Annotated in this window: 12 protein-coding genes; 7 read left to right on the top strand and 5 right to left on the bottom strand. The window is 38.6% G+C overall.

Annotated elements, in window-relative coordinates; all coding sequences use genetic code 11:
* The first annotated feature begins 181 nt into the window (after window positions 1-181).
* Entirely contained in the window at window positions 182-634 is a 453-nt protein-coding gene (locus tag ACJ9PY_RS13410; protein ID WP_034306989.1) for a YueI family protein, read from the top strand.
* Window positions 635-884: 250 nt separating this feature from the next.
* Here the strand turns inward: ACJ9PY_RS13410 and ACJ9PY_RS13405 are convergent, their stop codons facing one another.
* The gene (locus ACJ9PY_RS13405; protein WP_063576131.1) at window positions 885-1952 is read right to left on the bottom strand and encodes an AI-2E family transporter; all 1068 of its coding nucleotides are present in this window, start codon (window positions 1950-1952) and stop codon (window positions 885-887) included.
* Window positions 1953-2482: 530 nt separating this feature from the next.
* On the bottom strand, window positions 2483-3751 hold the full coding sequence (locus ACJ9PY_RS13400; protein ID WP_098866704.1) for an OFA family MFS transporter: 1269 nt from the start codon (window positions 3749-3751) through the stop codon (window positions 2483-2485).
* A gap of 642 nt (window positions 3752-4393) precedes the next feature.
* On the opposite strand from ACJ9PY_RS13400, the gene ACJ9PY_RS13395 reads away from it, so the two are divergent.
* Window positions 4394-5482, top strand: coding sequence for a branched-chain amino acid aminotransferase (locus tag ACJ9PY_RS13395; RefSeq protein WP_411738334.1), 1089 nt, complete (start codon window positions 4394-4396; stop codon window positions 5480-5482).
* A gap of 149 nt (window positions 5483-5631) precedes the next feature.
* Here ACJ9PY_RS13395 and ACJ9PY_RS13390 read toward each other — a convergent pair whose 3' ends face one another.
* The gene (locus ACJ9PY_RS13390; protein ID WP_156500305.1) at window positions 5632-5769 is read right to left on the bottom strand and encodes a hypothetical protein; all 138 of its coding nucleotides are present in this window, start codon (window positions 5767-5769) and stop codon (window positions 5632-5634) included.
* A 299-nt stretch (window positions 5770-6068) separates the two neighbouring features.
* Entirely contained in the window at window positions 6069-6755 is a 687-nt protein-coding gene (locus tag ACJ9PY_RS13385) for a helix-turn-helix transcriptional regulator (protein ID WP_369316466.1), read from the bottom strand.
* Between the two features lie 138 nt (window positions 6756-6893).
* Here ACJ9PY_RS13385 and ACJ9PY_RS13380 point away from each other — a divergent pair, with 138 nt between their 5' ends.
* Window positions 6894-7781 carry a R2-like ligand-binding oxidase gene (locus tag ACJ9PY_RS13380; protein WP_278089542.1) on the top strand — a complete coding sequence of 296 codons (888 nt, stop codon included), beginning with the start codon at window positions 6894-6896 and terminating at the stop codon, window positions 7779-7781.
* A 127-nt stretch (window positions 7782-7908) separates the two neighbouring features.
* The gene (locus tag ACJ9PY_RS13375; RefSeq protein ID WP_411738333.1) at window positions 7909-9120 is read left to right on the top strand and encodes an iron-containing alcohol dehydrogenase; all 1212 of its coding nucleotides are present in this window, start codon (window positions 7909-7911) and stop codon (window positions 9118-9120) included.
* Between the two features lie 123 nt (window positions 9121-9243).
* Here ACJ9PY_RS13375 and ACJ9PY_RS13370 read toward each other — a convergent pair whose 3' ends face one another.
* A complete protein-coding gene (locus tag ACJ9PY_RS13370) occupies window positions 9244-9498 on the bottom strand; it encodes a small, acid-soluble spore protein, alpha/beta type (protein ID WP_411738332.1) in 255 nt (84 codons plus the stop codon).
* Window positions 9499-9634: 136 nt separating this feature from the next.
* Between ACJ9PY_RS13370 and ACJ9PY_RS13365 the strand changes: the two genes are divergently transcribed.
* The 3 genes from ACJ9PY_RS13365 to pepF all read left to right on the top strand — a co-directional run bounded on the left by ACJ9PY_RS13365 (window position 9635) and on the right by pepF (window position 13082).
* Window positions 9635-10369 carry a YqcI/YcgG family protein gene (locus ACJ9PY_RS13365; protein ID WP_034306969.1) on the top strand — a complete coding sequence of 245 codons (735 nt, stop codon included), beginning with the start codon at window positions 9635-9637 and terminating at the stop codon, window positions 10367-10369.
* A 172-nt stretch (window positions 10370-10541) separates the two neighbouring features.
* Window positions 10542-11168: an FMN-dependent NADH-azoreductase gene (locus ACJ9PY_RS13360; RefSeq protein ID WP_187049447.1), complete on the top strand. Its 627-nt coding sequence runs from the start codon at window positions 10542-10544 to the stop codon at window positions 11166-11168.
* 117 nt (window positions 11169-11285) lie between these two features.
* Entirely contained in the window at window positions 11286-13082 is a 1797-nt protein-coding gene (gene pepF, locus ACJ9PY_RS13355) for an oligoendopeptidase F (protein ID WP_411740279.1), read from the top strand.
* The last annotated feature ends 26 nt before the right edge of the window (window positions 13083-13108 follow it).

Below are 13108 nucleotides of genomic sequence, written 5' to 3'. Positions count from 1 at the left end.
ACTATCCTATGCATGAAGCGAGGCTAAAGTGACAATTTATTAAAAAAAGGGTAGACTAATTAACTATGGGAAAAGTCAAACTTAGATCCAATTTCACTTTTATGCATATCAAAAGAATGATGGGCACTATTTTTGGCCATATTACATACATTATTGAAGGGAAAGCGGAGGTGGGAAAGAATTGTCACGCCTAAAGGTGGAGGACTATCTAGAACAAGGCATCCATGGTCCAAAAGAAATCAAGGCTGGTGAACGAAGGGAATTTCTGGGCACATTACGGGAACGCGTAGTCATCGTCTTAAAAAGAAGCCAAGTCTTTGAAACGAATGTATACCCGGAGATAGAGCAAATGATGAAGCAGTATCCCCGTTCAAATTTGTTTTTAAATGGTCAGATGGACTATCAATATCTAGGAAAATATATTAAATTGGCAATGAGTCATGATATTCCTTACAAAATCGTCCTAAACAAAGATCATAACTCCGATTTGGGTCTGGTGTTAGCGGAAAGTAACGCCATAAACAAAGAAGAAATTTATATACAGAAGCAAATTCATACCCAGCAAGTCATCAAAAAGAAAAGCTTCACAGCCTTTTTTAAACGCTGTGTTAAAAAATTATTAAAAAAACGTTGATGCAACTATCAACGTTTTTAGTTTGTCTACAAAAAAAAGGGGGGGATGGACTATTCCGAACCATGATAGTAAGAATAGGTTTTCCATAATGGTTTTTTATGGTTTTATGAAATAAACTGGAACTTTTTTTGAAAGAAAAAACTGTAGGCAAATTCTCTTTCTTAAGAGTTGGTCTACAGTCTGAAACGAGTGCTTTTTGTTTTTATTTTTAATCGTTCTTTTAATTAAGTGTGTAGACAACTTTTCCTGTTTATGTAACCCTATTCCGTAACCTGTAAAACTTCCTGAAATTCCCTATAATCGTTTTTACTACAGAATAGGTAGGGATAGCGATTAAAATGCCAATGAATCCGTATATTGATCCAGCAGCAAGCAGCAATAGGATAATGGTAAGCGGGTGAATGTTAAGCCGTTTCCCCATAATATTCGGTGTAACCAAGTGCCCTTCGACCTGTTGAACAACAATAAGGACAATGAGTACTTTCACTGCCAGCCCAATGTCTTGCTGTAAGGCAATGAAAAGGGCGGGGATGATGCTTATTAATGGACCAAGGAATGGTACAACGGTAAAAATCATGGCGAATAAGGCCAATACGAGTGCATAATCGAGACCGATAATAAGGTAGCCAACATACATCAAAGTCCCTATGACAATTGATATGATGAATTGACCAATAATATAAGTAGAGAGTGCTTTATCGACGTCTTTTAAAATTGTGTTCCCCTCTGATTCTACATCGTTCGGTATGTATTTTAATAGAAATGGTCGTAATTTATCTCCATCCTTCAAGAAATAGAATAAAATGAATGGTGTAATGACCAATACTGTTAATACACTTGTTATCGTGGATAAAATGGTATTGACATTCACGATGAGTTTTTCCGAATAATCTTTCAAATGCGTGACCGCTTTTTCTTTCAACTCTTCCATATTTACCATGCCAAAATCATTTTTTTCAATCATGACTTCAGATTCTTTAGAGAATTCCTTGACTTTGCTGGGGAGGTTTTCAGATAATTTTTGAAATTGGTCAACGATTACAGGACTGCCAAAGTAACCTGCCATCCCAATCATACTAAATATAATCAAAAACACGGTGAAGATGCTAGCTGACCTCGGGATAAATTCAGTTAACAAGTTAACGACCGGCCGTAATATATAGTATAAAAGCCCAGCCAAAATAATAGGGAAAAACATGGCAGCAATGATTTTTTGCAGCGGCAGGAGAACATAATCAATCTTACCCAGTAAAAAAATAATTAAAATGATCAAAATGATCGCGCAAGCATATTTGAAAAACGGTTTATTGATCCACAAGACAATCCCCCCTAATTCCATCTCTTACTTGATTCCCTGATTTAGCTTAATGTTAAACTAAATAACTTGATTAAATGTTCGGTGCAAAACTTTTAGATGGATGACCGTTTGTCATTCAGCTTTTATTCGGTTGTGTTTCAATTTTGAATCTTAAAAGCAATATTAACTGACCACCTATTTATTAAATGGGAGTTCGTATTGTTTAAACATCTTTGGAATTCAAATAGCTATAGCCGGAACAAACGAAGGTGATATATGGAAACAAAAAAAGACTTTCACTGTAAAAAGAAGGCCATATTAAAAAAATATATCGGCCATTTTGACTTTAACCTGTCTTTACGTGCATAAGTCGATAATCTGAATTTATGCTCACAACTGCCCCCAGGTGAGATGACCTAATCCATATGATATTCCAATGTGCTACAGTTCAAAAAGCACCGATACGGTCATATACATACTAAAAAGGCATCATCAAGGTAAATTCCGGTTATGGAAGTTTACTTGATCATGCCTTTTTAAAGGTTATTAAATTAGGATATCTTACTTAATGTGTTCGTTGCACCTTGTTTCTGTTCTTTTTGCATTTTTTTGATGTCCAGACGCAACCAGATGGAAATGGCGAATGCTATCGCAATTAATGCTGCGAAAACGTAGAATACCGGAATGTAACTGTTCGTACTTTCCCTGATTGCAGTAACCAACATTGGGCCGCAAACCCCGCCTAGAGACCATGTAGTTAAAAGATAACCATGGATGGCACCAATTTCCTTAGTGCCAAATAAATCCCCGGCAAATGCAGGGAGATTAGAAAATCCTCCTCCATAACAACTAACGACCAACAAGATGAGTCCTTGGAACAATAGTGTATTTGTAGTCGTTGGAAGTAAAAGGAAGGCGCCGATTTGAATGATGAAGAAAATGACGAAAACATTTGGACGGCCCATATAATCAGATGCCGCTGCCCAGCCAAGTCTTCCTCCGCCATTAAAGATTCCCATTATACCGACTAATGTTGCTGCACCTGCCACTGACAGCCCGACAACGTCTTGAGCCATAGGAGAAGCAACCGAAATCATCATGATCCCTGCACTTGTATTGATCAATTTCATGGACCATAACATCCAGAAGTGTTTAGTTTTAACCGCTTCTTTTGCAGTTAATTGCCTTAGGTCTTTCTTCAGTTCTTTCTTACCGGACTCAATATCTTTCTTCATTCCTTCAGGCAGCCAGTTGGCTTTTGGAGGTGCAATATAGGATGCCCCTAAGAACATCAGTATGAAATAGCCTGCGCCTAAAATATAATATGTAGTATAAATGCCAACGGATTCCATAAGGCTTGCAGCTACTGGGGCTGTAATGAGAGCTCCGGCACCGAAACCTAATACTGCCATTCCTGTTGCCAATCCCCTGCGATCTGGGAACCATTTGACTAAAGTGGATACTGGTGAAATGTACCCAATCCCCATACCAAGTCCACTTAACACCCCATATGTCATTAGGTAAAGCGGAAGTGAATCGACCATTACCGCTAAACCGGAACCGGCTTGTCCTAATCCGAATAATACAGCCGCGACCATAGCTGACTTTCGTGGTCCATTTTTTTCTACGAACTTGCCAAAGAAGGCAGCAGAAGTTCCTGCAAGCGCCATCATTATTGTGAATGCTAACGTTACTTCAGTTTCTGACCACCCCATGGTCTCGACTAATGGTTTTTTGTAAACGCTATATGCGTATGCACCGCCAATGGATAGGTGAATGGCGATAGCGGATAAAGCGATTAACCATCTGTTTTTTGTCATGTTGTTACCCCTTTTCGTTAAAGAATTAGAAAGTTGCATGCGTTTTGTCTATAATATATCGTTTTGCATGCGTTTTATCTATCTCGTGGGATAAGTATATAAGAATATTATTTAGTAGTAAACTACTAAATTGAAATTCATGTAAAATTTTCCTCTGGGCTTAGAGTTGGGAAAAAACACTTTATGGATTCGGATTAAAAATGTTATATATTCTAAGGAATTTAATATACATATAAGGTTTGCAGGTATTGCTTTGGTGTATTATTCACGAATCTGCCAAAAGTCTTTTCATTTATCGATTTTCCTGGTTACAAAAGGCAAATGATTGAATTTACTCTATAGGTGCGATGAACCAAAATTATTCTCATTGGCTTTATAGTGATTATTTTGATAAAATTAATCTAATATTCAAGACATATTAGCGTACCACTCGGAATTGATATTTTTAGTGGTTTCAGGAATAATTGATTCTTTTTTCAGGAATCATAGTCTGGAAATCAAAGAAAAACCAATTTATTTTAAAAAATTCCGAAAATTTCGTCTTAAAGGCTTGAACTATGATTCCTTATAGGAGTAAACTAATGAAAGATAGATTTTATGGAAGTGAAATCTTGTAAATTTAATCAACAAGGGGTTTTGGTAATGAAGGAACATGACATGCAAATCACGCTTAGTACAACAAAGAAAGAAAAACCACAAGCGGACCAGCTTGAGTTCGGTAAGCAGTTTACCGATCATATGTTTATTATGGATTACACACAAGGGCAAGGGTGGCATGATCCAAGAATTGTTCCTTATCAACCGCTCTCATTGGAGCCATCAGCTATGATTTTTCACTATGGTCAATCCGTTTTTGAAGGATTGAAGGCATATGCAACACCTGAGGATGAAATTATCTTATTCCGTCCGGAAAAGAATTTCCAACGCTTAAATAGTTCGAATAGCCGATTATGCATACCGGATGTCGACGTTGATTTCGCGTTGAAGGCCTTAAAGACTTTAATTAGCGTTGATAAGGATTGGGTTCCCCAGGCAGAAGGGACATCTTTATATATCAGGCCATTCATTATAGCTACTGAGCCTTATCTTGGAGTATCTCCATCGAATAAGTATCAGTTCATCATCATCATGTCACCAGTGGGATCGTATTATAAAGAAGGCATCCATCCAGTTAAAATTGCAGTGGAGTCAGCTTTTACACGTGCAGTTAATGGAGGTACAGGTGAAGCCAAAACGGGCGGTAATTATGCATCGAGCCTAAAAGCCCAGGAAGTATCCGAAAAGATGGGTTATGCTCAAGTTCTTTGGTTAGACGGAGTGGAGAAAAAATATATCGAAGAAGTTGGAAGCATGAATGTTTTCTTCAAAATTAATGGTGAAATCATCACCCCTGCTTTAAATGGAAGTATCCTTCCGGGTATTACTCGTGATTCCATTATAGAATTGCTGAAACATTGGGGTCTTCCCGTGTCGGAAAGACGCATCTCGATGGAGGAAGTTCATGAAGCCTATAAATTGGGTCACTTGGAAGAGGCCTTTGGAACGGGAACAGCCGCGGTCATATCACCAATTGGTGAATTTTTGTGGAATGGTGAAGAAATGATTGTTCAAAGCGGAGAAACGGGCGAACTTTCCAGAGAGCTTTATGATACACTGACAGGTGTCCAAACAGGTAAAGTCACAGACGAGTTGAGCTGGACTACGAAAGTTGAAGAAAAAGTGACTCAATGATACTTAAAAAAACCTTCTTTGAAGGTTTGTAGACAAAAGGGGTTCGGAATTAAAAAATTCTGAACCTCTTTTGAAATTCCCTTTGAATTTTCGCCTAAAGTTAAGAGATTGCGGCTCTACGAGCCCACATGTTAGGCCATTTTTGGACCTCACCATGTCCAATTGGCCATCTTCTTTAAATTAATGGCAGCCTCCATTTTACGAACCAAATGGTTCGGTGGCACCAGTTGATCTAAAGTAATCATTTCAAGTTGATCTCGCTGAATAGAATCATGTTTAGAAAGCATCCTCATCACCTTAAGTTTTAATACTTCTATTTTAAAACAAAAATGACTCCAGGCAAAAGTGTTCTATCTAAAAGGTAAGACAAAGTTGATTGGAACGGAAGGTACGAGACTCCTGCGGGAAAAGCGCGTCTAGGGGAGACCCCGCAGGCGAAAGCCGAGGAGGCTCCCCGACCGCCCGCGGAAAGCGAGTGCCTGGAGTGGAAATCAACGTCCCAATTGTACAAGCCATAAAAAAGACAATCAATTTTCATCGAGTTTGTCTACAGTCTGAAACCTTCTTTGAAGGTTTTTTTTTGCTTTCAGATAATCATTTTGTGCCTTATGGCAACTGCGACGGCCTCGGTCCGGTGATTCACTCCCAATTTCCTGATGGCAGAAGAAATATGATCTCTGACAGTAAATTCACTAACGCTCATTTTTGGTGCCATTTGCTTTAATCCCATCCCATTCGCTAAATATTGAAGTACCTCCACTTCACGTTTGCTTAGAAGGTGAGTGGGAGGGGCGGAATCGAATGTTGAACTGACAGCCAGCTTCAAATAATGGGAAAGCTTCATTAAATCATTCTTGGTAACGGGCTCGTTAGTGTGAATGGGGTCAACCAACACTAAACCGATGGCCAAGTCATTCACAATTATCGGAATGATTGCCAATGAAGAGATGGAAAATCTTTTAACGTATTTTGCAGGGATGGAGGATTTCGCATGCTGGATGGTTAAGTATATGGGCTTGTTATGGATGACTGCTTGGTGAATCGGGTATATATCATGAATATTTTCCCTAACATTATGTAATGAAAAAGTATCTTCACTTGTACATGCACAAATTCCTTCACCCATTCCTGTTAAACATGAGTAACTGAATAAAGATGCTCGTTGAAATGAAAAAAAATCCACACAGCCCTTTACGATCATTTGTGATTTATTTGCCATATCTTTTTGTTGGGAAATCTTTTTTACATGTTTCATCAGAGTTTCCTCAAGCATTCGACTTAATTCCTCCCTACATTTTCAGTACTAGGATAAATGCTACTAATATCTTACAATATAATGAAAACTCTTACAAATTTAAAAATCCTTAGAGATTCAAAAGTTTAAAGTTCATAATTTCAAGGAGGCATTACCATGAAAAGAAAGAGTTTAACGACCACAAGCAGGAGTTTTAGAGAAGATACCCTACCATTTAAACTTTACCAAAAGGCAAAGAAATTCGGTATATGGAATCCTCGGGACATTGATTTCAGCCAGGATAAAGAAGATTGGAAGTCATTTACTGACATTGAAAGGGAAGTGTTATTACGGATCATTTCCCTTTTTCAGGGTGGGGAAGAAGCCGTGACTTTGGATTTGCTGCCGCTCATAATGACAATAGCCAAAGAAGGCCGGATTGAAGAAGAAATGTACTTAACGACATTTCTGTTCGAGGAAGCGAAGCATATGGAGTTCTTTCGCTATACATTAGATCAAATTGGTGAAACGGGTGATTTGACGGGTTATCACTCAGACACTTATAAATCGATTTTTTATGAAATTTTGCCTGAAACGATGGAGAAACTTTTAACCGATCAATCACCAGAAGCCTTGGCAGAAGCAGCCACTGTTTATAATATGTTTACCGAAGGCGTTCTTGCAGAAACTGGATATTTCGGGTTCTATCAGACTCTCGAAGCTAATAAAATGATGCCTGGTTTATTAAAAGGTGTGGGTTTTTTGAAAAAGGACGAATCACGCCATATTGCATATGGGACTTTCCTGCTGCAGCGAATCATCAGTGAACATCCACATATCTTTAAACAGGTTGAAAAGAGGATGGAGGAGCTTTCACCACTGGCCATCACGTTAAATACGGAGGGATATGATCGGTTAGGAAATCCCTTTGGTAATGACCAACAAGCTGTATTGAATTTTACCCTGAAACAATTATCAGTGCGGATGGAGATATTAGCCAGGGCAAAAGGGAAAGGGATTGAAGAAATCTATCAAAGCAATGAAAAGGAATATGGGGTGTTATAATGCCGAAATAAGATACAAGCATACTGTAAGTTTACATTCGTTAATGGATGGCCATTGGGAACTTGAATGCAACGTATGAACGATTCTTAACTGCGAATATAGACTATTAAATCCGAGGTGAAACGATATGAAGGTAAATGCTCATTCGAATTTTTGGTTAAGGTCTTCGGTTTACAGTGGCACTAACACTCGTTCACTCATACCGGGCCTATTCAATGGTCTGGGGGCACGAAGGATTCTGCTCGTGAGCGATGCTGGCTTGGAAAATGCAGGCGTCGTTAAAAAAGTTGCCGAAACTTTTGAGCAGCAGAAATTGGGTGCCAAAGCTGAAATAGTTGGACAGTTTCTGGGTGTAACACAAGACGCAGCGAGTAAATGTGTAAACGAAGCATTGAAATATGCACGCGAAGTTCATGCCGATGCCATACTTGCCATTGGTGGAGGGAGTGTCATCGATACCGCAAAAGCATTGAAATACGGATTATATAAAGGAATTACGGATATAAATGATTCAATACCAAGCGGTTTTTTATATGAGGGTTTTCCAAAAGCACAATCCATGAATATCCCGCATATATCCGTAGCCACAACAGCAGGAACCGGTTCTGAAGTATCCCCGATCGCAGTCATATATAATGAACATAAAAATGTCAAAATGAATATATACAATGTTTTTTTAAGTTCGGATGTTGCGATTCTAGATCCCGAGTTAACAGTCGGACTGCCGTCTGACATTACGGCGTTTACTGGTGCCGATGCATTGACACATGCAATTGAAGCGATCATTTCACCTGCTGCGACATCAATAACCGATGCATATGCATATCAGGCCATTCGAGTTATTGAAAGAAATTTACCGAGGGCCGTAAAGGATGGAATGAATATTGAGGCTAGAATGGAAATGCTGCATGGAAGCATGATGGGAATCACTGCATTTTGTAGTGCATTGAATGCGATTCCTGTTCATAACTTTGCCCACGCATATGGGGCGTTATTCCGTATTCCGCATGGACTGGCCAATGCCGTATTATTACCGGTCGTCATGGAATCAATCCCGGATTTATATCTTCAAAAGGCCCATTTGATAGCTGAAGCCTTTAGTGTGAAAGTACAGGATGAAGATTCAAAAAGGATCTTAGCGAAAGTGGTAGAAAAGCTACGTGTTTTCCTATCTGATCTTGGGCTGCCCTCCGACTTCAGCGCCTATGAAATTAACCAGTCGGATATGGAAAGAATTCTGAAAGCAGTAATGACCGACCCAGCTGCCGCTAATTACCCGATGTCGGAGGAATTAATAATGTCAGTTGTTTCAAGAGTTTCACCCGTAAGAATTAACTGATCTAAAAAAGCCAGCCCGTAAAGGTTGGCTTTTATTGCGTTGTAACGTGTTAAGTCCCGAATTTTACCATTCAAAAGTTCATTTCTTTATCTGATGTCTAAGAACTACAGTGATAGACTCTGGTTAATGTTTTTTTCCTAAGTTTTCCTGTGCCATCTTTATAAGTTCCTTGACCATGCCTCCGCCTAACTTTCCGCCTATTTTTCCATTCTGCTTGGATGTCAGTTCACCGTTATAGTCTTTTTTCAACGGTACGCCCATTTCTTTTGCTACTTCGAACTTTGCCTCTTCGGGATTCTTTGTGCCAGCGATTTTGGCTTTTAAATCATAAAGGCCTTGTCGCGCTTCAGATACTAATATTTTCCTTCTCCTTGCCATTTAGCAACCTCCTCCTATTTTTTTCTTAGGTTATCCTAATGAAATGAAAATGATAAACCTGATTTGCAATTCGAAGAAGTTTTAGTTTATTTAAAGCGGGTAACATATAATAAAACGACGATTTAAGGAGAAAATGATGCTGACTGCGAATTCAAGTTTGTTAACAAAAGAAGATATGACAAATCCCGATCGAGTGCCGCAATGGCTAATCAAGGAATATCAAACATTCCATGAAACAGTGACCGATAAAACCTTTCCTTGTTATTTTGGTATGAAAGCTGAAAATAAAGGGGAACTTCGTTATGCTTATATCACACAGGAAGATTGGTCCAATCTCCCTAAAGCAGTGGAAAGCTTTCTTGATTTATTTCAGGAACCACCATATATAAGGCATGGACTTTTCGTTTTTATGGAGCCTGATTCGATAGAGGGTGATATAGAATTTTACCGTAAAAGGTTTTGGGAGATCCTTCAATACCTGCATCAAGCGGATGAAAAACCTTGGCCAATTGAAAAGCCGAAAGATCCGGATCATTATTTATGGGACTATCATTTTGCCGGGGAACCAATCTTTGTCTTTGGTAATGCACCTGCTTATAAACAGCGTAAAACTCGCGATTTAGGAAATAGCCTCGTCCTTGGTTTCCAGCCCAGGATGATCTTTGAAGGATTGGAAGGAACGGAAAAAGGCGGAATCATGTCACGGGAAAAGGTCCGGGAACGGGTGGAGAAATGGGATAATCTCCCGAAGCATCCTGATATCAGTCACTTTGGCGATGTAAATCATAATGAATGGAAACAATTTTTCATAGGGGATGATATAGAACCGATAAAAGGTAAGTGTCCCTTCCATCATAAACAATTAACGTAACCGTGAGCAAATTGCTCTCGGTTTTTTTGCGTTTGAAAATAAAAAACATAATCCTTGCCTTATTGGATTTTCAGTTTTATAATGTGAAAGTAGCAATTGCAGTTAATTCGAGATATATGGATTAAATGCTATTTTTATTAAATATACAAAATTAACAATTGGGGGAACGAAAATGTCTAAAGTATTGTTTGTTAAATCAAATGACCGCCCAGCGGATCAAGCTATCAGTGTCAAAATGTATGAAACGTTTTTGAACGCATATAAGGAAGCTAATAGTAGCGATGAAATAACTGAATTGGATTTATTTGAATTGAATTTGCCATATTACGGAAATACTGCAATCACTGCCTTATATAAACGCAACCAAGGCATGGAATTGACTGAAGAAGAAGTGGAAATTGCTGATATCGTGCAACAATACTTGAATCAATTCCTCGCTGCCGATAAAGTAGTATTTGCCTTCCCGCTATGGAACGCAACGGTTCCGGCACCATTGGTAACTTATATTTCTTATCTTGCCCAAGCGGGAACAACATTCAAATATACAGCTGAAGGCCCAGTTGGCTTAGCTGGAGATAAAAAAGTAGCCTTACTTAATGCACGCGGATCCGATTATGCATTGCCTGGAATGGAAGCTGGCGAAATGGCTGAGAAATACGTAACGATGAATCTAAACTTATGGGGCATTAAAAACCCAGAAACGGTCGTAATCGAGGGACATAATCAATACCCAGATCGCTCACAGGATATCGTTGCAGAAGGATTGGCGAAAGTTGCTGAAACTGCAGCAAGATTCTAATTTTTTAAAAGGAAAACCAGTATGTATTTTTAGCATACTGGTTTTTCTATGCAGATTTTTCTGAAAGTCGATTATAATAAAGGGTAAGCTATAAGCATGAAAGGAAGTGCAGAGGATATGCAAACGTTTAAATCACGTGACGAATTAAAGATAGAAGAAACTTGGAATTTAAAGGATATTTACGAAGATCAGGCTAATTGGGAAAAAGATTATCAAGAAGTCCTGAAGATGACAGAAAAATTAAAAACTTACGATGGCCATATTCAGTCAGCCCAAGATTTATTCGAGTATTTACGGTTAAGTGAGGAAGTTGGCTACATTTATAACAAGCTTTATGTATTTGCCATGCTTCAAGCCGATTTGGATACACGGGTCACCTCATCACAAGCATTGCTGGATCGAGCTGGTAAGTTAGGGCAGAAAATAAGTAATGCTTCTGCATTCTTCATGCCGTTTCTTCTAAGCCTGGAAGAACAAACATTAAAAGGGTACATAAAAGAAGTCGAGGGTTTGAAATATTTTGAAGAGGATTTATTGGATTCCTTCCGCTATAAAGCCCATGTATTAACGAAAGAACAAGAAGAAGTGCTTTCGCAAATAGGCGAAGCCTTTTCAGCTCCACAAAAAACGTTCGGAATGATCAACAATGCGGATATAAAATTTGGGGAAGTTACGAATGAAGACGGCAAGAGGGTAGAGCTGACGCGAGGAATGTATTCCAAATTGATTGAAGATGATGATCGGGATAAAAGAAAAGAGGCTTATTTCGCATATTATCAGCCATATGTACAATTGAAGAATACAATCGCTTCCACACTTGCAACGGCAATCAAAAATAATGTGAATCTTTCAAAGCTGAGAAATTATCCATCTGCCTTGGAAAAATCCTTATTTGGAGATCAAGTTCCAAAAGAGGTTTATGATAATTTGATTATGTCTACTAAGCAAAATATCGGCCCCATGCATAAATACATTCATTTAAGAAAAAAATTGCTGGGTGTAGAAGAATTACGTGCTTATGATTTAAGTGTACCATTAGTCGAAGGGGCTAAAGAGGAGATTTCTTACGATGATGGTTTTGCTTTGATGGTGGAGGCACTAAAGCCACTTGGCGAAGAGTATATCACAATCCTTAAAACCTTTAAGGAAAACAGGTATATCGACGTCAGGGAAACACCTGGAAAACGTTCAGGTGCTTACAATTTAGGACTTTATGGTGTTCACCCTTTCATCCTATTAAATCATCGTGATGATTTAGACAGTGTATTTACACTTGCACATGAATCTGGACATGGTATGCACTCATACTATAGCTCAAAATACCAACCACAAATAAGTGCTGGGTATTCCATTTTTGTCGCTGAGGTTGCTTCCACTGTGAATGAAATCCTTTTGATTCGCCATTTAATTAAGACAACAAAAGACGTACAAAAGAAAAAACATTTACTTAACCATTTCATAGATAGTTTTAAAGGGACATTCTTCACACAAGTGATGTTTGCGGAGTTCGAAAAGATTGTACATGAAAAAGCTGAAAATGAAGAACCTCTAAATGCCGAGGTTTTTAATACAGCCTATGAAACGATATTTCGTGCATATAATGGAGATGAAATAAGTTTCGATGAAGAAGTGAAGTATGGCTGGTCACGCATCCCACACTTTTATCGTCCGTTTTATGTCTACAAATATGCTACTGGTTACGTTTCAGCCATTACGATCGCTGATAAGATCCTTTCTGGGGACAAAAAAACACTTGAAAGTTATTTGACTTTCTTGAAAAGCGGGAGTTCCGATTTCCCATTGGAGCTGCTTAAGAAAACAGGAGTGGATTTAACGAAACCTGAGCCGATCGAAAATGCAATGAAGATTTTCAGTGATCTCGTCGACCAATTTAGTGAGTTGACAGAAGGCTAATCTAAACCATTTCTTCCAAAAGAGCC

The sequence above is a fragment of the Peribacillus sp. S4 genome, from assembly GCF_046715815.1.
GTDB classification, from domain to species: domain Bacteria; phylum Bacillota; class Bacilli; order Bacillales; family DSM-1321; genus Peribacillus; species Peribacillus frigoritolerans.
This window is presented reverse-complemented; position numbering and strand designations above follow the sequence as displayed.